The sequence below is a fragment of the Synechococcus sp. Lug-A genome (assembly GCF_024345655.1).
Classification (GTDB): Bacteria; Cyanobacteriota; Cyanobacteriia; order PCC-6307; family Cyanobiaceae; genus MW101C3.
In genome coordinates this window covers 34,961-54,768 of the sequence record NZ_JAGQBN010000017.1, presented here as the reverse complement: position 1 = coordinate 54,768, position 19,808 = coordinate 34,961, and the positions used below count along the sequence as shown (strand labels likewise).

18 protein-coding genes and 1 pseudogene are annotated in these 19,808 nt (G+C 62.1%); 7 read left to right on the top strand and 12 right to left on the bottom strand.

Going from position 1 to position 19,808, the window contains the following annotated elements:
* Positions 1-6 precede the first annotated feature (6 nt).
* The 4 genes and pseudogenes from KBY86_RS15320 to KBY86_RS15315 form a co-directional block, all read right to left on the bottom strand.
* Positions 7-411, bottom strand: coding sequence for an ASCH domain-containing protein (locus KBY86_RS15320; protein ID WP_399221524.1), 405 nt, complete (start codon positions 409-411; stop codon positions 7-9).
* On the bottom strand, positions 411-1,892 hold the full coding sequence (locus tag KBY86_RS12540; protein ID WP_255141312.1) for a GNAT family N-acetyltransferase: 1,482 nt from the start codon (positions 1,890-1,892) through the stop codon (positions 411-413). Before KBY86_RS12540 ends, KBY86_RS15320 begins: the two co-directional genes overlap by 1 nt.
* A 211-nt stretch (positions 1,893-2,103) precedes the next feature.
* Positions 2,104-2,526: a hypothetical protein gene (locus KBY86_RS12535; protein WP_255141310.1), complete on the bottom strand. Its 423-nt coding sequence runs from the start codon at positions 2,524-2,526 to the stop codon at positions 2,104-2,106.
* 81 nt (positions 2,527-2,607) lie between these two features.
* Positions 2,608-2,757: pseudogene (locus KBY86_RS15315) on the bottom strand (HNH endonuclease); the annotation flags it as partial.
* A gap of 376 nt (positions 2,758-3,133) precedes the next feature.
* On the opposite strand from KBY86_RS15315, the gene KBY86_RS12530 reads away from it, so the two are divergent.
* Together KBY86_RS12530 and KBY86_RS12525 are read left to right on the top strand one after the other, a co-directional pair.
* The gene (locus tag KBY86_RS12530) at positions 3,134-4,348 is read left to right on the top strand and encodes an AAA family ATPase (protein WP_255141308.1); all 1,215 of its coding nucleotides are present in this window, start codon (positions 3,134-3,136) and stop codon (positions 4,346-4,348) included.
* On the top strand, positions 4,345-5,088 hold the full coding sequence (locus tag KBY86_RS12525) for a hypothetical protein (protein WP_255141306.1): 744 nt from the start codon (positions 4,345-4,347) through the stop codon (positions 5,086-5,088). Before KBY86_RS12530 ends, KBY86_RS12525 begins: the two co-directional genes overlap by 4 nt.
* Positions 5,089-5,257: 169 nt before the next feature.
* Here the strand turns inward: KBY86_RS12525 and KBY86_RS12520 are convergent, their stop codons facing one another.
* The 5 genes from KBY86_RS12520 to KBY86_RS12500 all read right to left on the bottom strand — a co-directional run bounded on the left by KBY86_RS12520 (position 5,258) and on the right by KBY86_RS12500 (position 9,982).
* Positions 5,258-6,025 carry an SDR family oxidoreductase gene (locus tag KBY86_RS12520; RefSeq protein ID WP_255141304.1) on the bottom strand — a complete coding sequence of 256 codons (768 nt, stop codon included), beginning with the start codon at positions 6,023-6,025 and terminating at the stop codon, positions 5,258-5,260.
* A 227-nt stretch (positions 6,026-6,252) separates the two neighbouring features.
* On the bottom strand, positions 6,253-7,173 hold the full coding sequence (locus KBY86_RS12515) for a DUF547 domain-containing protein (protein ID WP_255141303.1): 921 nt from the start codon (positions 7,171-7,173) through the stop codon (positions 6,253-6,255).
* Positions 7,142-8,464, bottom strand: a complete 1,323-nt coding sequence (locus KBY86_RS12510; protein ID WP_255141302.1) for a hypothetical protein — start codon at positions 8,462-8,464, stop codon at positions 7,142-7,144. Before KBY86_RS12510 ends, KBY86_RS12515 begins: the two co-directional genes overlap by 32 nt.
* The gene (locus KBY86_RS12505) at positions 8,455-9,204 is read right to left on the bottom strand and encodes a glycosyltransferase family 2 protein (protein ID WP_255141301.1); all 750 of its coding nucleotides are present in this window, start codon (positions 9,202-9,204) and stop codon (positions 8,455-8,457) included. The genes KBY86_RS12510 and KBY86_RS12505 overlap by 10 nt, the downstream gene beginning before the upstream one ends.
* A complete protein-coding gene (locus KBY86_RS12500) occupies positions 9,107-9,982 on the bottom strand; it encodes a TIGR04282 family arsenosugar biosynthesis glycosyltransferase (RefSeq protein WP_255141299.1) in 876 nt (291 codons plus the stop codon). The genes KBY86_RS12505 and KBY86_RS12500 overlap by 98 nt, the downstream gene beginning before the upstream one ends.
* Here KBY86_RS12500 and KBY86_RS12495 point away from each other — a divergent pair.
* Together KBY86_RS12495 and KBY86_RS12490 are read left to right on the top strand one after the other, a co-directional pair.
* Positions 9,958-12,159, top strand: a complete 2,202-nt coding sequence (locus tag KBY86_RS12495) for an FAD-dependent oxidoreductase (RefSeq protein ID WP_255141296.1) — start codon at positions 9,958-9,960, stop codon at positions 12,157-12,159. The two genes, KBY86_RS12500 and KBY86_RS12495, sit on opposite strands and share 25 nt — an antisense overlap.
* A gap of 40 nt (positions 12,160-12,199) precedes the next feature.
* A complete protein-coding gene (locus KBY86_RS12490) occupies positions 12,200-13,348 on the top strand; it encodes a methyltransferase domain-containing protein (RefSeq protein ID WP_255141294.1) in 1,149 nt (382 codons plus the stop codon).
* 42 nt (positions 13,349-13,390) lie between these two features.
* Here the strand turns inward: KBY86_RS12490 and KBY86_RS12485 are convergent, their stop codons facing one another.
* Positions 13,391-13,984, bottom strand: a complete 594-nt coding sequence (locus KBY86_RS12485) for a cytochrome b (RefSeq protein WP_255141292.1) — start codon at positions 13,982-13,984, stop codon at positions 13,391-13,393.
* 392 nt (positions 13,985-14,376) lie between these two features.
* Between KBY86_RS12485 and KBY86_RS12480 the strand changes: the two genes are divergently transcribed.
* The 3 genes from KBY86_RS12480 to KBY86_RS12470 all read left to right on the top strand — a co-directional run bounded on the left by KBY86_RS12480 (position 14,377) and on the right by KBY86_RS12470 (position 16,165).
* Positions 14,377-15,036: a Coq4 family protein gene (locus KBY86_RS12480; RefSeq protein WP_255141290.1), complete on the top strand. Its 660-nt coding sequence runs from the start codon at positions 14,377-14,379 to the stop codon at positions 15,034-15,036.
* 252 nt (positions 15,037-15,288) lie between these two features.
* Entirely contained in the window at positions 15,289-15,630 is a 342-nt protein-coding gene (locus KBY86_RS12475) for a hypothetical protein (protein WP_094513784.1), read from the top strand.
* 55 nt (positions 15,631-15,685) lie between these two features.
* Positions 15,686-16,165, top strand: coding sequence for a hypothetical protein (locus KBY86_RS12470; protein ID WP_255100580.1), 480 nt, complete (start codon positions 15,686-15,688; stop codon positions 16,163-16,165).
* Positions 16,166-16,167: 2 nt separating this feature from the next.
* On the opposite strand, the gene KBY86_RS12465 is transcribed toward KBY86_RS12470, so the two are convergent.
* Entirely contained in the window at positions 16,168-17,226 is a 1,059-nt protein-coding gene (locus KBY86_RS12465; protein WP_255141288.1) for an acetate/propionate family kinase, read from the bottom strand.
* Between the two features lie 13 nt (positions 17,227-17,239).
* A complete protein-coding gene (locus KBY86_RS12460) occupies positions 17,240-19,777 on the bottom strand; it encodes a glycogen/starch/alpha-glucan phosphorylase (RefSeq protein ID WP_255141287.1) in 2,538 nt (845 codons plus the stop codon).
* Positions 19,778-19,808: the final 31 nt, after the last annotated feature.

The window sequence follows — 19,808 nt, the reverse complement described above, 5'->3', positions numbered from 1 at the left end:
ATAGGCCTAAGCCGAGGCAAGATTAGAGGCAATCATTTGAGAGCAGAGATCTGAATCTAGATATCTAAAGCTTTGTGGTGGTCGATTGGACCCAATAAGCTCTTCAAGCTGCAAAGGTTTAAACAACTTGTGTACTTTGCCAACTCTAATTGCGATTCCTCGTTCAGCATCCTTAAAGTAATCATTAAAATCCCTGCGCCTGATACCTGCCACCTCCTTGTACATGCACCAAAGGCTTGCCGGATCTGAGGCGTCTATCCCATCTACAGAGAAATATCCAACTACGCGAGAGACCGGAGACGTAGAGTAAATAACTACAATGGAGGGTACATTGCTGAACATCCACTTGCGAAACTCTACTTTCTTAGATCCATCTAGAATTTTATTTGCATACTCTGGATGGATGGACATCAAGGCTGCTGAGGGATCTTGACAGAGAGCCATGAGATTCCTGATTCCTTAACTTCTACTATAGACATGGGAGGTCCGTTCAGCAAGCCCGCCTGCTTAAGTGTCTCAAGCGTAAAAGGTGGGACTAAGTTTCGGTCCTGTCGGAAGAGGATTGCTAGGGTCTGTTTCCCGCCTCGACACATTGCAGATATATCTGAAGAGCTAAAGACTGTCCGCTTGCCGACAAAGCGCTGGATCTCTGATCCCTCGGCCGAGACTAACGATTTTTCAACTACACCAAGAGGAGAAACTGATTTGGCTGTATTTGACTGGTAGAATAGAAGGATGTCTCCAGGGCTAATTCTTCTAATATTCGAGTTGCAAAGATAGGCTTTCATTATGCTGTTGCCAAATGGGTATGCTCCAGCAAACAGGGATGTTTGCTCCGTCAGCTCGGGGAATAACAGTGCATGCCACTGTGGTTTGATCGGAACAATAAACACTTTATTGCCACTAAGCTTAATGAAGGGTGGACCGTAGCGAATATGAGCATCTAGGCAGGAGAGAGCTTCGATCTCACGCCCAGTACATTGGAACTGTTTGGCCATTACTGATTCCCCATTGGGATTTACGGCTATTTGCAGAAATCCAAATGCTTCAAGCAACCTCACAAGCTCACTGTGACGGTCAAAGACAGTAAGGTATGTAGATCTAATGCCATTGCTTGATATGTAGTTAAAAACAGCTTTGAGAAGTAACTCGCCGTAGCGGCGCCCTCTGTGCTGATCACTTACCTTAAATGTGCAGATCTTTAGCGATGGACATTTGAGCCCATACTCGCTCACTGCCTCTTTCTTCATTATGCAAATCCCAGCATATGATCCTCCATGCTCCTTGATTATCCAGGCTGGCCTGTGTTCTCGTTTGCATTTCTTGAGCCAGTTGTCAAATCCCTGATAATCTAGTCGTAACCTGTTAAATATATGATCACTATCGCTAATCTCATGACACAAAACTCTCTCAACTGCTGGAGGTGGGCTAGGGATCTTTTCTAGCAGGCCTCGTAGGGCAGCAACCGCCTCTGAAATAGATAAGACTCTCTCCGCAATGTCCAGCTGCCTGGCTTTTCTATGAATCCCCCTATCTTCAGTCACAAGATAATCAACAGCATCTACGACTAAGCACGTCAGCAGCAAGCAATCAGCCTGCTCGTGCTTATTCTGCTGTAGATCGGAAAGCTTGTCTAAGATTGATTCGTGGATTGTGTCTGGCGGCGCAGGCAATGGCGGATACTTTGTGACGAGTATTCTTCTCGCTTCTCTCCTGGAAGGTGTCTGATCTCCCTCTAGCTCGTCGATAGAGACTGGATGGATAAAATGCTGATGCTCGCCCTCAGCAATTAAACGAAGTAAAACGGCTACGACTGGTGACTGTGATTCAATATTTTCAGGGCTGACTGGCTCGGCGGGAATGATTGCGTTGGTATCGAGCAAGAGTTTCATTGCGCCCTTGAAGCTTGCTGTAGCTGGTTCAACTCTAGTTGCATTGGCACTAGAAGCAAGTAGGGGTTGGGCTAGATCGAAGGATTGGTCCTAATAAATACTCTGGCGAGCTTTGAGAAACTCTGTCAATCCGGCTAACGCTCAAGATCAGAAGCGGGGAGTCGCTTTGGCAAAGGGGATAGCTTTCGCTCCCCCCTTCTGAATCTTGATGTTAGGCGTCTTTCGGCACATAGAGCGGAGAAGCCCAGCTGTTCTCTTCCAGCCACCGGCGAAAGCCGTCGTTCTCCCTGCCGCCCAAGTTGATGACCATTTCAACACCAAAGATGGAGACAACAAGGTATGCCTCCGACGAGCGGGTAAGCAAGATGTCGAACTCGTGCAGTAGTTCGAAGGATTCGTCTCCGTCCTCGAAGATGGCGTTCACCGGATGCAGCGTTCGAACCGTGAACGGCCAACCCGGGCCTTCGTTGAAGCGTGCGAACCTGCGTAGCTCGTCGAGGGCTGGTTGATCTACAAGTTCATCGTTCCAGCCAGGCACCGCCAGCGTCTTGAAGGCGAGCACTTCGAGACCGACTTTCGCCAAGAACCGGCCCATCTGTCGATAGTCCGGTAGATCTGCTCCGTCCGCGGGCAACCAAGCAGGAATGCGGCCCCGTTTGTTCCGAACCGCCATATCCGCCCGCAGAAGCCGAAACATGGGCGACTCTAGTAGCGGGCGCTCTACCTTCCGAGCGAAGTACTGGTTACAGCCGTCGCATACGGCGCCTACTGGTAGCACGTGTTCGACGTTGCCCAGAGACTCTGGGATGATGTGCTCCACAGACTTGCTGGTCGAGGAGTCTTGCTTGCAGAAAATGCAGCGCACAGTGGTGAGACCCCTAACGCAAAGATCAGCGGCGGGCAGTAACTCTATGCACTTACCACAAACCCTCGGACCCGCCCGCTGGATCTTTATGTTGGATGGCGCAGGCGTTTAACGTTGTTTCTAGCGTACCATGCTACATGCATATCGACATACAACGTGGGCGGCGACTTGCGATTTCAAAACTCATCAATAGTTTATTCTATGCATTCGGATATGGCTTTTTCCATAAGGCCCAGCCCAACAGCCTTCGCCAAGCGTACTAGGGCCTAGCATCAAGGATGAAATGCCTCGCCGTCTTTCCAAAGCGTGGTGAAGCTCCTATGTTAGCGGTAAACTGAATCAACTCTTGACTGCCTGTAAAAGCGACCTCCTGCTAATGCCCGTCTCGAATTTCGTTGAAACCAGCCTGGGCATGCAACTGACTAGCCTTCATGTTGAAAACTTTAAGTCGTTGGTTAATTTTGATATTTCGTTTTCAAAGTTTAGCTGCCTTATTGGTTTAAACGGCTCAGGCAAGACAACTGTTCTTCAGTTTATAGACTTCCTTTCGCAGTTATCGAAAGGTGATATAAAGGGCTGGCTGAAGACGAGGCAGTGGACCTCTAGCGATCTTCACTCAAAGCTGACTAGCCAGAGACTTATAAAATTCTGCGCCACTTTTTTGCTTGAAGGAAGTGATAAAGTCCAATGGGAAGCAACGTTTAACCCGGACCTTGGCCGATGCACCTATGAGCGAGTCTCTATTGATAACTTGACCTTGATGCTTGCAGAAGATAAAAAACTATCTCTTCACAGCAATAGCCATAAATCCGTTCCACCGATTCACAATTTTCCAATTATCTTTGACTACCAGGGATCAGTTATTTCTCAACTCGGACATGATCTGCTTAGCAACTTCCACTCCGCTCTACTTAGAGTCAAAGACTTCTTTTTGAAAACCCACAGCCTTGAGCTTCTCTCTCCTGCATTTCTTCGCAGGCGTTCACGGAACTCAGAAGGGGGGATCGGTTATGGAGGAGAGCAGATGTCTGCAGTTCTTTATGGCCTTGGCCGTTCTAAGCGCAATGAAATCCTTGCAAAACTCAAAACGGTGTATCCTTACTTGCAAGATATTGATGTAAGCCAGCTCCAAGCGGGCTGGAAGAAGCTTAACGTAGTTGAAGAGTATAGCTCCAAGAAGTATAGTTTTGAATCCAAGCACGTGAATGACGGGCTACTTAGACTGCTGGCAGTCTTTGCACAGCTTAAGTATGATGATGGCTTTGTCTTATTCGATGAGATTGAAAATGGCATCAATCCTGAACTCGTTGAATTTGTAATAGATCTACTCGTTGAAAGCCCGCATCAAGTGCTTGCATCTACTCATAGCCCAATCGTTTTGAATTATCTTGAGGACGAGATTGCAATCAAGGGACTTGTCTATATTTATAAAGGCAAGAACGGTTTCACGAGCTCGATTCCATTCTTTTCAATTCCAAGCATGCATGAAAAGCTATCAGTCATGGGACCCGGCGATGCGTATCAAGATACCAGTCTTGTAGATCTTCAACAAGAGATTATCTCTATTGGCGCTCGTGAAGCAAGTCAATGATTATCGTTTTTAGTGGTGAAGGGGCAACTGACTTGGGCTCACTGAACGCTGGTATATTTTCTCCAGGACCAGTGGCACTGATGATTAATAGATGGCTTTCTAGGCGCATTGGGTATTCTCTCTTAGATACAAATGGAGCTTCTTTTTATGTCTGCAAGACGACTCTAGCCAGAATTGCAAAGAGCCTGCCGAGTAGGCCATTGCTTCGAGGGAAGAAGGCAGACCGTAGCGGACTTAATCTGGAGACTAGATACTTCTTCCAAAATGCTCGTGCGCTGGTTGCTTGGATTAGGGAAATGAGGTTAGATCAACCTGTCATAGCGTTGTTTTTTCGAGATTCGGACGGGACTGCAAGTGCAGGCAGGGGCGAATGGTCAGATAAGTATAAGTCAGTGATGCACGGCTTCAAGTCTGAACAGTATCAGTATGGCGTGGCAGCTATTGCAAAGCCCAAGTCCGAAGCATGGTTCCTCTGTGCTGTGCAATACAACTACCTCAACTGCCAATCTATTGAGACTTCGTCATCGGGCAATGATGCTTCTCCAAATAGTGTAAAAATGCAATTGGGAGCAGCAATGCATCACAGATATGGTTGTGGATGCTCTCGAACAGAGCTCAATCAGCGGATATCCGATGGGGATATTGATGAGCAAAAGATAGACATGGAAAGCTTAAATGTTGTCAAGTCTCAGTGCGACCATGTACTTGACCTGATCCTTGGTTCCATTCCAGGAGGGTAGTCCATTGCCGCAGGTCTGGGGTTTGGCACAGCTTTCTCATGCCTTTAGCTAAAAGTCTTATATTTCGTAAACCCTTGTTACGACCATCCAACGCTCACCATCACCTGGCCGCACATAACATCGCCCATCAGGAGCTAACTTGCGGTGGCGGCTCAGGTGCATGGTGATGTTAGGCACCCTTGCTGGACATGGCAGGCACATCAATCTCCTTGATACAGGTTTGGCGGGATAAGCACAAAACACAGTCGATAATCATAAGTAGATCTTCAAGCGGTATCGCATCTGTTGCGGCAGCTCCAACCTCTTCTAGGTCCGAGAGCACTTCTGGAGTTCCCACATTCCCTGGATTAATCACTGTCACAGAAATCCGGTCAGGCCGAAGCTCTTCACGCAAAGAGTGGACCACACCTCGGAGCCCAAACTTCGAAGCAGAGTTCGCCACCTCTCGGCTTGGAAAGTTGTCTCGCCCGGAAAGCGCTCCCATGAAGATGATCTTCGGATTGCTGGACTTTCTCAAAGCAGGCAGCAATGCCTTTACGATTCTGATGGGTGCCATGAGATTGACGTTTAAAACTCTAGCAATGTCCTCATCAGAGCAACTTGTGAATGAGTATGATGACGTAAAGGCATTTGTCTCCCAAGTGCCTCCCATGTAGAGAAGAGAATCTAGAACTCCTTCCCCAGCAGCTTCTGCAACCGTACTGACTCCCTCAAGAGTCGAGACATCAGCCTTAATCCACTCGCCATACATCGAGGCAGAGCGCGACACAGACAATACTCGTTCTGACTTGGCAACGAGGTGTCGCGCAACAGCCTCCCCAATCCCTCTGCTGCCTCCAACAATTGCGACGTTTGCCATGTCAGGAATTTCAGGTGTGCCTAACTTGTTCTTCGACAGTTCCGCAAACCACCCCGACTTGGCCTTGCCCTTCTGCAAACCGCAGGGAGAAATGCATCAAGGGCATCCCACTAAGCAGATGCCGCAAGGGCTTTGGTTGCCCGGCTGAACGCGGTGCCGTTGGTTCGCGGGTCAGAGAACCACTGTTCGCAACGATACACATTCTCTGGCGGTTTTGCCACCTGCGAGAGACTTTTTGCGCAAGCCCCAATGCTCTTCAACTCATAAGATCTATCGCCTGGACATGCTTTCTCTCCGCGACCAACTCAACGCCGTGAGCGATTCAGACTCCAGTCGTAGGGCAGGTGGGTCAGGCGGTAGTCGCCCCCCAGCAGCAGCTTCTGATCCTCGGCTGGCCGGTAGCGGGCGATGAAGCGCAGGATCGCGCTCTGCTGGGCGTGGCCGGGCACCGTCGCGGCCTTGGGGTCGGCGCGCGGCCAGTCTTCTCCGAACCACTCAAAGATCTTTGAGATGCCCACGGTTCTGTTTGCCCGGTCGATCTGCAGCCCCACGCTGCTGGCCAGCCAGCGCTTGCTCTGATCCTCCAGCTGCCGGTCGAGCTCCGCGCCCGTGAAGGCCTCGCCTCGCAGCGGCGGACAGCTCATGGCGGCGCAGACGAGGGCGGCGTGGATGCGGGGCTCGTTGTATTCGCGCCGCAGGATTTCGTGCTCGATGGCATCGAGGGTGAGCTGCTGGCCCATCAGAGCGTGGCGGCGGAACTTCCACACGCCGGGGATGTCCTTGATGCTGGGCCGGATCGGGTTGTGATCGATGATCGAGCGCAGGGTGAGGGCGTTGTAGGCGTTGATCAGCAGGGCGATCTGATCGGCCTCCGGCCAGGAGCCGAAGCGCTCCGGCGTCAGCGCAGCCAGTTCCTTGAGGTATCGATCCAGCTGGGCCGGATCGCGCTGCAGGGTGTCGTAGTCCACCAGCCCCTGCTCGTCGACCACCGCTTGCAACACAGCGTTGAGCGGGGCTGGATCCAGGCGCGGCTGGGGGGCGGTGGCTGTTGTGCTGCCGCTGCTCTGACGGAGGATCTGCGCGGCCGGTCCGCCGCCGCAGCCTGCGGTGCTGAGCAGCAGCACCCCGCAGAGGACAAGGGACGGGGTTCTGAAACGAAGCGGAGCCATGGCGGCGAGGGAGCAGACCTGGGGTTTACCGCTGAGCGGACGGTTCGGTTCGGTCATGGTGTTCCCCCCGCAGGCTCAACAGCAGACCCAGCAGCAGGGGCAGCCACAGCAGCAGCCGTTCCGGGGTGGTGAGCTGCCAGTCGGGCAGCCGCGTGGGCAGCACGAAATACACGAACGCCGAGAGGCTCACCAGCCGCGCCCCCCAGTTCTGGCTGGGCACCGCGAAGGGCATCAGCCAGATGAAATACCAGGCGTGCACCACCGGTGAAAGCAGCAGCAGGGCCAGCAGGTAACGCCAGGCGAACACCCCCAGCCGCGCCCGGCTGGCGAGCAGCACCCCCACCACCAGGACCAGCAGCAGCCCATGCACGGCATTGGTCTGCAGGGTCCAGGGCCAGAGCCGGCCGATCCAGTGAGGCAGCCATTCGGCGCTGCGTCCGTAGCGGACGAAGCTGGAGCCGGTGGGCACCAGCGGGCAGCTGCGCAGGCCGCAGAACAGGGAGGCCCCCAGCAGCAGCGGGGCCAGCCCTACCAGGACAGTGGCCAAGGGTGGCCAAGGCCGCCGCGTCTGCCGCCAGCGGCTCCAGGCCCGCTGGATGAGCAGCGGCACGGTGATCCACTTCAACGCCACGCTCAGGCCCAGCAACAGGTCGACCCCGGCCTGGGCGCGGGCGCCCTGGGGCCCGGGCATGCGCTCGCTCAGCAGCCAGGCCGCCACCAGCGGCAGCAGGAACCAGCTGTCGTAGTGCCCGCCGCCGCTGATGCCGTAGATCACCAGCGGATTCCAGGCGTAGAGCGCTGTGCGTGCCGCCCCGAAACGCGCCGCCAGCAGGCCGCAGATCGCCAGGTCGGCGGCGGTGAAGGAGAGCTTGAACAGCAGCGCCTGCTGGGCCACGGCGGCATGCAGCCGAAACAGCAGCTGCGCCAGCGGCGGATAGATGGCGGTGGTGCCGGGATGGTTGATCTGCGGCCACCAGGGTGTGCGCAGCCCCTCCAGAGCCGCGGCATCCGGCGGCAGGTCGTAGGGACTGAAGCCCTGCAGCTGGATCCCCCCCTCCCAGAGGTAGCGCCAGATGTCATCGCCGGGCTCCATGCCCAGCAGCGCCAGCCGCGTGAGCACGGCCACCGCCCAGAACAGCGCCCGGGGCAGCGCGGCCAGCGACCAGGAAAGGGCAAAGCCCGCCCCCATCACCGCTGCCGCCAGCCAGAACTGCTGCAGGTTGGCGGGGTCGAACAGATCGCCGTGGGGGCGCATCATCAGCGCCCCGCTGATCAACAGCAGGGCGCTGACGGCTTGGCGCAGCCACATCTGCCTCAGCCCCGCCGGCAGCTGGATGCTCAGTGCCATCGCCGCAGCCACAGCCGGCCGAGGGTGGAGAGGATCACGCTCCCTGCCCGCACACTGGCGCGCCAGCGACCGGAGATCTTTGAGTCCCCGGCCAGACGCGGCCGGTGGGAGATGGGAATCTCGCCGATGCGCAGGCCCAGTTCGATCGCCCGCACCTGCATCTCCAGCGTCCAGCCGTAGCCCCGGTCGCGCATGCCCATCGCCTCGAAGGCGGAACGGCGCACCAGGCGCAGGGGGCCCAGGTCGCGGTAGCGGAAGCCCCAGCCCAGGGCCACCAGCCCCGTCGCCAGGCGGTTGCCCCAGTGCTGCAGGGGGGTGAGTGCCGCCCGCCCCGGAGCTGTGGCGGTGCGATCGCCCAGCAGCAGGTCGTGGTCGTGCAGCAGCGGCAGGAAGCGGGGCAGCTCCTCGATCGGATCGCTGCCGTCGCCATCGCAGAACAGCAGCCAGCGCACCGCGGGGTCGAGCTCGAGGCAGCCGCGCCAGCAGGCCCTGCCGTAGCCGGGGCGCGGTTCGCTCAGCACCTCCGCCCCCTGCGCGGCGGCGATCAGGTCGCTGCCATCGCTGCTGCCGTTGTCCACCACCCGGATGCGACGCAGCCCCTGCTGGTGCAGCTGGCTGATCACATGGGCGATCGTCAGTCGTTCATTGCGCACTGGAATCACCACCTGCAGGCTGTCGAGCAGTTCCCTTGTGAACGGGGGCTGGGGCTCCGGTCGGCTCTGGGATGAATCGATGGCCATGGCAGGTCTCGAGGTGTGCGCGCAGTCCCAGTGGCAGACAAGCCAGATCGGCAGGCTCGTCGATATCGGCCAGGGGGCTCTGCTCTCCCCACGACCATCCGAGTGTGCGCAGCCGCTCGCGGGTGATGCCGCAGACGGCGTCCGTGCTCCAGGGGATCGCGCGGAACAGGGAGGGAGCGAAGCGGCTGAGCGCCAGCAGCACGTAGCCGCCATCGCGGCTGGGAATCAGCGCGGCCTGGTTGGCGGCCAGCTGGGCCACCGCCACCTGCAGATGCTGCACGCCGAGGCCGGGGCAATCCATGCCCAGCAGCACCACAGGCGCTCCCGTCGCCTGCACCCGCTCAGCAACGGCGGCCAGGCGCGCACCGAGATCCCCTTCGGCCTGCTCGCTCCAGGCCAGCTCCGCCGGCAGGTTCAGCCGCCGCCAGGCCGGATGGTCGGGAGCAGGCGTCGTGCACAACTCCACCACGCCCAGACCGCTGGCGCAGGCGGTGCGGATGGTCCGGCGCAGCAGCCGTTCGGCCAGCCGCGCGGCGCCGGCCGGTCCCAGGGCCGGCTCCAGCCGGGTCTTCACCTGCCCCGGGACGGGCGCTTTGGCGAGGATGACAATTCGAACGGGCGGGAGCAGGGGGTTAGCCCTCCAGGGTGGCCACCAAGGCAATACCGACCAGTGGCCTATCCGGTTTGCTGCCTGCCCCAGCCGGCCAATCCGCACCACGCTGTTGCCGGTAGGTCTAGGGAAGCGCCTCCTCCATGTCTGCGTCTGGTTCACCGCCATCTGGCCGGCCCCGCTGGCGCCAGCTGCTGCTGATCGCCGCCATCGCCCTGGTGGCGGTGCTGTTCTTCGCTCTGGGCCTGCACCGCCAGCTCACCCTCGAGGGCCTGCAGCGCGCCCACGGCGCCCTGCTGGAGCGACGGGCGCAGGCGCCGGCGCTGGTGGCCGGGGCCTACATGCTCCTCTACGTGCTGGTCACGGCCCTGTTGCTGCCGGGGGCCGCGGTGCTCACCCTGGCCGGCGGGGCGATCTTCGGCCTGGGGCTCGGCACCCTGCTGGTGTCGTTCGCCTCCAGCGTTGGCGCCCTGCTGGCCTTCCTGGTGGCCCGCACCCTGCTGCGCGATCTGGTGCGGCGGCGCTTCGGCCGCCAGCTGGCGCCGATCGAGGCGGGCGTGGCGCGCGATGGGGTGTTCTACCTGCTCAGCCTGCGGCTGGCGCCGGTGTTCCCCTTTTTTCTGGTGAACTTGCTGATGGCGCTGACGCCGATGCGGGCCGCCAGCTTCTATCTCACCAGCCAGATCGGCATGCTGCCCGGCACGCTGGTGTACGTGAACGCCGGCACCCAGCTGGCCCAGCTGCGCGGCCTAGGCGGCATCCTCAGCCCGCCGCTGCTGGGCTCGCTGCTGCTGCTGGCCCTGTTCCCCTGGCTGGCGAAGGCGGCCACCCGCCGCTGGCAGATCTGGCAGCTCTACCGCCCCTGGCGGCGCCCCCGCCACTTCGACCGCAACCTGATCGTGATCGGCGCCGGCGCGGCAGGACTGGTCACCTCCTACATCGCCGCCACGGTGAAGGCACGGGTGACCCTGGTGGAGCGCGCCGAGATGGGCGGCGACTGCCTCAACACCGGCTGTGTGCCCAGCAAGGCGCTGATCAGCTCGGCGCGGCTGGCGGCCCGCATGCGTCGCGCCGACCGCTACGGCCTTGAGCCGGTGGAGCCGCGCCTGAGCGTGCGCCACGTGTTCGCGCGGGTGGCCGCCAAGGTGGAGGCGATTGCGCCTCACGACAGCGTCGAGCGCTACGAGGGCCTGGGGGTGGAGGTGCTGCGCGGCCAGGCTCGCCTGCTTGATCCCTGGACCGTGGCGATCCAGGGGCCCGAGGGGGAGGAGCACAAGCTCACGGCGCGCGCGATCGTGCTGGCCACCGGCGCCGAGCCGGTGCTGCCTCACTGGCCGGGGAGCGATACGGTGCCGCTGCTCACCAGCGAAACGGTGTGGAGCTGGCTCGGCAGCTGCGCCCTGGAGCGGCCGCGGCTGGCGGTGCTGGGGGGCGGTCCGATCGCCTGCGAACTGGCCCAGGCCCTGGCCCAGCTGGGCCTGCCGATCACCCAGATCCAGCGCAGCCAGCGCCTGCTCAGCAAGGAAGACACGGACGTGGCCGCCGAGGTGCAACGGGCCCTGGAAGCTGACGGCATCACCCTGCTGATGGGCACCACGGTGCTCGGTTTCGAGCGCCAGCCCGGCCCCCAGGGCGCGATCACGGTGCGGCTGCGGCAGGGGGAGGAGGAGCGGGCGATCGTCTGCGATGCCGTGCTCTGCGCCCTCGGCCGCCGCGCCCGGCTCTCGGGCTACGGCCTCCAGGAGCTGGGCATCCCCACCGGCGCCACGGTCAGCACCAACGCCTTCCTGCAGACCAACTACCCGAACATCTACGCCGCCGGCGATGTGGCCGGACCGTTCCAGTTCACCCACACCGCCGCCCACCAGGCCTGGTATGCGGCGGTGAACGCCCTGTTCGGCAACCTGCGCGCCTTCAAGGCTGACTACCGGGTGATCCCCCGTACCACCTTCACCGAACCGGAGGTGGCCACGGTGGGGCTCACCGAAGCCGACGCCGCTCAGCAGGGCATCGCCGTGGACGTGACCCGTTTCCCCCTGCACGAACTCGACCGCGCCATCGTGGAGAGCGCCGAGCAGGGGTTCGTGAAGGTGCTCACCCAGCCAGGCAGCGACCGCATCCTGGGCGCCACGATCGTGGGCGAGCACGCCGGCGAACTGCTGGCCGAGTTCGTGTTGGCGATGACGTGGGGCCTGGGGCTGGGCCGGATCTTTGCCACCATTCACGCCTACCCCACCATGGCGGAGGCCAACAAGTACGCCGCCGCCAGCTGGAAGAAGCAGCGGGTGCCCCAGCACCTGATGCCCTGGCTGCGCCGCTACCACGCCTGGCGACGGCGCGGCTGAGCCCCCCGAAGCCCTCCCGTTCATCCCCCTGCACCCTTCCATGGCCAGCCCCACCCACACCAGCAGCGCCGACGCCCCTTCCACCGACACCAGCTGCTGCAGCCCGGCGGCCACCAGTACCCCTGACACCAGCACCACCGACGTCAGCCGGAGCGTGCAGGAGTACTACGGCGCCACGCTCAGCAGCAGCGCCGACCTGCGCACCGACGCCTGCTGCGACGCCAGCAGCGTGCCCCAGGCCCTGCGTCCGCTGCTGGCCCGCATCCATCCCGAGGTGCTGTCGCGCTATTACGGCTGCGGCCTGGTGGTGCCGCCGCTGCTGGAGGGCCTGCGGGTGCTGGATCTGGGCTGCGGCAGCGGCCGTGATGTGTACCTGCTGGCCCAGCTGGTGGGGCCCGGCGGCGCGGTGGTGGGGGTGGACATGACGCCCGAGCAGCTGGCCGTGGCCCGGCGGCACCAGCAGCACCACGCCGAGCAGTTCGGCTTCGCCAACGTGGAGTTCCTGGAGGGCCGCATCGAGCAGCTCGATCAGCTGCCACTGGAGCCCGGCAGCTTCGATCTGGTGATCTCCAACTGCGTGGTGAACCTCTCGGCCGACAAGCTGGCCGTGCTGAACGGGGTGCGGCGCCTGCTCAGGAGCGGCGGTGAGTTCTTCTTCGCCGACGTGTACGCCGACCGGCGCGTGCCCGAGGCGCTGCGTCACGATCCGGTGCTCTACGGCGAATGCCTCAGCGGCGCCCTCTACTGGAATGACTTCCTGCGTCTGGCCCGCCAGGCCGGCTTCGCCGATCCCCGCCTGGTGAGCGACCGGCCCCTGGAGATCACCGATCCCGAGCTGGCCGCCCGCACCGGCGCCATCCGCTTCTTCTCCGCCACCTACCGGCTGTTCCACCTCCCCGAGCTGGAGGATGCCTGCGAAGACCACGGCCAGGCGGTGATCTACCGCGGCACGATCACCGAGCACCCCCACGCCCTGCCTTTCGACAAGCACCACTGGATCGAGGCCGGCAAGGTGTTTCCCGTGTGTGGCAACACCTTCCGCATGCTCGAAGGCAGCCGCCTGGCCCCCCACTTCAGCTTCATCGGCGATTTCAGCCGCCACTACGGCCTGTTCGAGGGCTGCGGCACGACCCTGCCGTTCGACGGACCTGCGGCGGCCACGTCCGCAACGAGCGGCGCCTGCTGCTGATCGGCGCTGCCGCTGCGCGGCCTCTGACCGAAGCCGACCGCTTCAGTGGGAAACAACCTCTGAGGCCCGCCGGCGCTTGATGGTGTCACCCAGCCGGCGCAGGTTGGCCTGCACGACGCGCCACTGGGCGAGCGTGTGCAGAACGATGAAGGCCAGGAAGGTGTAAGAGAGCCAGAAGTGCAGGCTACGGCCCAGCTCCACCATCGCCTTGTTTTCAGGAAACAGATCGGGAATCACAAGGCCGAAGAAGGCGACATTGCCTGCCTTGAACGAATTGGACAGCAGCAATCCGGCCAGTGGAACCACCACCATGAAGCCATACAGCAGGGCGTGAAGCAGCATGTTGCGCCACCACTTCGGGCTCAACCGAGGCAGGTGCCGGGTGTACTTCTTCCACCACACCTGCAGCAGCACCACGATCCGCCAGAGCAGCAGGGCGATGGTGAGCAGGCCGATCGATTTGTGGATGTCATAAAGAGAGCCACGAAAAGACACCTCGCGACTCAGCTGGGCCATGAAGGCGCCGCCGCTGAACAACAACAGATAGAGCCCTGCCATCCACCAATGCACCGACATCAGCCGCTGAAAGGCCGAGGTGAGCCGTGGTCTTCGGGGTGTGGTGAGGTCTTGGTTCATCGGGTGGCTCTCAGCCAGCGGAAGGGCCTGATGGGTGCGGCTGTGCCATCGGCCACCAGCCGCGAACTCCGGTGTAGCCAGATTATCTCCACTTGACACACACCGCTGTTCTCCAGGCTCGCTGTTCTCCTGGCTTGCTGTTCTCCAGGCTCGCAGTCTGCCGTTGGCACTGTCCGTCGGGCTGGCTCTTCCCCATTTGCGTTGACTGCACTATTCACTGCAGCAGAGTCAACAACTGTGGTGCAGTTGCGGTGATGTTGTTCACCTTGCCATGGCTTGCGCTGTGGCATTCATGGATCGGCGCATCCCGCGAAGGGCGTTGGAATCACGGTGATCTGCGCCGGCCGCCTGGTGCAGCGGTGGCAACATGGTCGCAATCATCCAGCGCTCACATGTTCAATCTTCCCCAGCGCCTGCAGTCGCTGCGCATGGTGGCGGCACTGAGCGGCTTTCTGCGCAACCCCGACCAGCTCGACAGCGTGTTTGCGGTGGCGCGGAGTCTGCAGAACAGTCCGCTGTCCAATCAGATGCACCGCCATCTGCTCGCCAACCCGCAGATGGCGGCGTTGGTGGCAGAAGGCTGGCGACCGCAACCGCTGGATCTTGAGGCGCTCGAAGCCATGCCGGTAGGCAGCCTCGGCCATGCCTATGCCCGGCACCTGAGCGAGCAGGGCCTGTCCCCGGAGGCGCTGCTTGACCCTGCGCCGATCACCTCCGCGTCCGACTACCTGGTGCACCGCCTGCGCGAAACCCACGACATCGTGCATGTGCTCACCGGCTTCGGCACCGATGCGGTGGGCGAGCTCGGTCTGCAGGCCTTCAATCTGGCCCAGGTGCGCTCCCCGCTGGCAGTGATGCTGATCTTCGGCGGCCTGCTGAAAACGCTCCAGGACGATGAACCGATCGCCCCGCTGTTGCAGGCCTTGAGCAACGGTTTTGCCATGGGCCTCTCGGCCGGCTGCCTGGTGATTGCCCAGCGCTTTGAAGACCACTGGGAACGCCCATTGAGCGACTGGCGCCAGGATCTGGGCCTTGCGGCGCTCAACGCCTGAAGCCTGGGCCCGGAACGCCGCCGCCGGCCGCCGGCCGACGCCCGACGTGCGGGAACCGCTGCAACAACACTCACCAGGCCCCGGCCCCGGCACTGCCAGCGGCAGGAAACAGCCGCAGACACGGTTCACCGCCGCACCTCACCACCTCGCTTCGCGGCCATACAGACCTTGCAGAGGGGTAGCAGGCACTACCACTGGTGCCGTGCTTGAACGGGCCACCGCCACTAGTGTAGGGGAGGTCGTTTTCTGAGCATGACCCAGCTCCATGATCTGCGGCTGAGGCTGTTGGTGCAGCAGGAGAGCGAAAGGATTGCCCGGGGCCAGCCCGATGAGCTCGATCTTTCCGTGGTGCAGGCCCGTTGCCTCTGCTGGCTGGCCCTGCTCACTGAAGCGCACGAGGAGCAGGCCGGTGAGGCGGAGCGGCGCGGTGACATGGAGCAGGCGATGAGCTGGTTCGCCGATTCGATGCGGCTGCGCGATGTGATTCAGGTGGTGAGCACGATCGAAATTCCTTTGCCTGCCGCCCAGGTGGAGGATGGCGACCTCTTCGGTGACGATGATTTCACCGGGGATTCCTGTATCGATCTCGCCTGACGGCACAGGTTGGCGTCCAATGGCATGATGGTTTGAGAAGAACCAAGGGAGCGCGGTGCCCGAAGAGCCCTGCCAATGCCCTGATTGTCAGCGTTTCTATCGGGAGCACGACCGACTGATCCGCGAAAATCCCAGCCTGCGCCAGCAGCAGGAGCTCAACTGGGCTGCCCTTCAGGCCTTCCGCACCCTGGCGGGCCGCGTGCTTGAAGAGCTGCAGAAAACCCACGGCGACGATGCCACCGATGCCGCGGCTGCCACCGCCGGTTCCGTTGCGCCCGATGCCCAGTCGCCTGACGACGACGCACCGGAGCAGGACAGCCTGCAGCAGGCGATCAGTGACCTCGAAAACATCAATGCCCACCTCTTCTCGATCGAGGCGTTGATGGAGCGCATCTTTGATGTGCGGGTGCCGGAGGAGGTGGAGCAGAAGTTCCGGGAAACGGCCGGTGAGCTGGCTCCCGATCCGCTCAATGCCGATCGTCTGCGTCTCAACCGTCTGCTGCACCAGACCCCCGATCTGCCTGATCGCAGCTGAGCTCAGTCTTCGCTCGGCCCGGTGCCGCCGCTGGCCCGGCGGCAGAGCCGGGCGGCCATGCCCTCCTCATCGGCGGCAACGCGCAGCAGCTGAAACGGTGGCAGCCAGGCCAGGTGCTCCCGCAGTTCCTGCTCCAGCAGCAAGTCGTTCTGGCCGATGCCGCCGCTGAGCGCGATCGCGTCCACCCCGCCCAGGCTGGCGGCCATGGCACCGATGCCCTGAAGCAATCGGTGCAGAAACACCTCCAGCGCCAGCTGGGCGCCGGTGTGGCCCGCCGCCGCCGCCTGCCGCAGGCTGCGCATGTCGCCGCTCAGTTCCGAGAGCCCCCGCAGGCCGCTTTCGTGCTGCAGAGCGTGATCGAGCTCAGCAGCGCTCATGCCCTGCCGTAGGCGATCGAGCAGCAGGCCGGGATCCACCGAGCCGCTGCGGCTGGCCATCACCAGCCCCTCCAGCGGCGTGAAGCCCATCGTGGTGTCGATGCTCAGGCCGTTGCGCACCGCCGCCAGGGAGCAGCCCGCCCCCAGGTGGCAGCTGATCAGCCGCGGCACCGCCACCACTTCGCTCACGTGCTGGTGGTTGAGCCCATGAAAGCCGAAACGCCGCAACCCCTCGGCGCGCCAGGCGGCGGGGATGGCGTAGGTGTAGGCCGCCCGCGGCAGGGTGCCGTGAAAGGCGGTGTCGAAGCAGGCCCACTGCGGCAGCTGCGGCAGCCAGCGCATCATCCAGCGAATCACCACCAGCGCCGGCCCGTTGTGCAGGGGGGCCAGGGGCACCAGCGCCTCCAGGGCCGCCTCCTGCGCCGGGGTGATCCAGGTGGGCTCCGTGAGCGCGGCACCGCCGTGCACCACCCGGTGGGCGGTGAGCAGCAGGCGCTGACGCCACGGGGCCAGCGCCTGTGGCAGGAACGACGCCAGGACCTCGTCCGCTGAGGCGGGATCCCAGGGGCGCTGGTCCTGCCACAGCCGCGTGCCGGCCGGGTCGATCAGGCAGGCCTTGAGGCTGGAGCTGCCCACGTTGAGCACCAGCACCAGATCGGCGGCCTGCGTTGCGCTGGGCTCCATCGCGGCCTCCGGCTCAGGGGGATTCGGCCCCTTCGATGGCGCAGCTGATCGTGATCGGAAAGGGCTTCACCTTCCAGATGCGTTCGGCGTACTCCCGGATCGAGCGGTCGGAGGAGAAGAAGCCGGTGCGTGCGGTGTTGAGCAGCGACATGCGGTTCCAGTGCTCCCGATCGGCCCAGGCGGCGCTGACCGCATCCTGGGCGCGCAGGTAATCGGTGAAATCAGCGAGCACATAGAAGGGATCGCGGCCGGTGAGGTTCTCCAGCAGCGGCTTGAACAGTTCGGTGTCGCCGTTGCTGAAATGGCCCTGCTCGATCAACCGCAGCGCTTCGGCCAGCTCCGGCATGCCGTTGATCCATTCCCACGGCCGGTAGCCCTCGCGGCGCAGGGCCTCGATGCCGTCGGTGGTGCGGCCGAACAGGAAGAAGTTCTCCTCGCCCACCTGTTCGCGGATCTCCACGTTGGCGCCATCGAGGGTGCCGATCGTGAGGGCGCCGTTCATGGCGAATTTCATGTTGCCGGTGCCGGAGGCTTCCAGGCCAGCGGTGGAGATCTGCTCGGAAAGATCGGAGGCGGGGTACACCCGCTCGCCCAGCTTCACGTTGTAATCGGCCAGGAAGATCACCCGCAGCCTCCCGTCCATGTCGGGGTCGGCATTGACCGTATCGGCGATGCCATTGAGGAAGCGGATGATCAGCTTGGCCATGTAATAGCCAGGGGCCGCCTTGCCGCCGAAGATCACCGTGCGCGGCGCCTGACCATCGGCCAGTCCGTGCTTGATGCGCAGGTACTGCACGATCACCTGCAGGGCATTGAGGTGCTGGCGTTTGTATTCGTGGATCCGCTTCACCTGCACATCGAACATCGTGGCGGGATCCACCAGCAGGCCCGTGGTCTGGTGCACGTAAGTGGTGAGCCGCCGCTTGACGGCCAGTTTCATCTGGCCCCAGCGCTCGAGGAAGGCGCTGTCGTGCTGGAAGCGTTCCAGTTCCCGCAGGAGATCGAGATCGCGCACCCAGTCGGCGCTGATCGTTTCATCCAGCAGGCTGCGCAGCAGCGGGTTGGACAGGGCGATCCAGCGGCGGGGCGTCACGCCGTTGGTGACGTTGAGGAACTTCTCCGGCCAGATGGCGGCGTAATCGGGGAAGAGCTCGGTGCGCACCAGCTCGCTGTGCAGCGCCGCCACCCCGTTGACGTGATGGGAGCCCACGGTGGCCAGATTGGCCATGCGCACGGCCTTTTCGCCGTCCTCGGCAATGATCGACACCCGCCTCAGGATCTGATCGTTGCCGGGGTACTTCATGCGCACCGTCTGAAGGAAGCGCCGGTTGATCTCGAAGATCAGCTCCAGATGGCGCGGCAGCAGGCTGCTGAACAGATTGAGGCCCCACTTCTCCAGCGCCTCCGGCAGCAGGGTGTGGTTGGTGTAAGACAGCGAGCGGGTGGTGATGTCCCAGGCCTGATCCCACTCCAGGTGCTTCTCATCGATCAGCAGCCGCATCAGTTCGGCCACGGCGATCGACGGGTGGGTGTCATTGAGCTGCACGGCCCAGTGATCGGGAAACTCGCTGATTTGCAGCTGGCGGGCATCGAGGCTGCGCACCATGTCCTGCAGGGAGCAGCTCACGAAGAAGTGCTGCTGCTTGAGCCGTAGCCGGCGCCCCTCATCGGTGCCGTCGTTGGGGTAAAGCACCTTGGTGAGGTTCTCCGAGCCCACCTTCTCTTCCACGGCGCCGTAGTAATCGCCAATGTTGAAGGCGTAGAAGTCGAAGCTTTCCGAGGCTTCCGCCTTCCACAGCCGCAGCCGGTCGCAGGTGTTCACCTGGTAGCCCAGCACCGGCACGTCGTGGGGGATGCCGATCGCCTGCTGCGCCGGCACCCAGCGCACCCGCAGGCAGTTCTGCGCGTCGCGGTAGGTCTCGGTGTGACCGCCGAAGCCCACGGTGCAGGCCTGATCCGGCCGCGGCAGCTCCCAGGGCCAGCCGGTCTTGAGCCACTTGTCGGTGATCTCCACCTGCCAGCCGTCGCGGACCAGCTGATCGAAGATGCCGAACTCGTAGCGGATGCCGTAGCCGGTGGCCGGAATCTCCAGGCTGGCCAGGGATTCCAGGTAGCAGGCCGCCAGGCGGCCGAGGCCGCCATTCCCCAGCCCCGGCTCCTCCTCCACCTCCAGCACCTCCTCCAGGCTCTCGATGCCGAAGCGACGCATCGCCTCGGCCGCCTCGTCCTGGATCCCGAGCATGACCAGGTTGTTGCCGAGCTGGGGGCCAATCAGGAACTCGGCCGAAAGGTAGGCCACCACCCGCCGTGGCGAGGCCGAGATCGCCTCCACCCCTGCCAGGTAACGCGTCATCAGCCGGTCCCGCACCGCGTAGCTGAGCGCCAGGTAGGCGTCGTGGCGGGTGGCGACCGGTGCCAGCTTGCCGAGTGTGTAGAAGAGGTGACCGGTGACGCTGTCGAACAGATCGTCCGCCGTGAGACCGCTGCGCTGGGGATCGGCATAGCAGCCGGGGGTGGGCAGCTGCAGCTGGCGGGCCTGGGTTTCGGTCATCGAATTGGGCGGGTAAGGGGCGCGGGAGAGG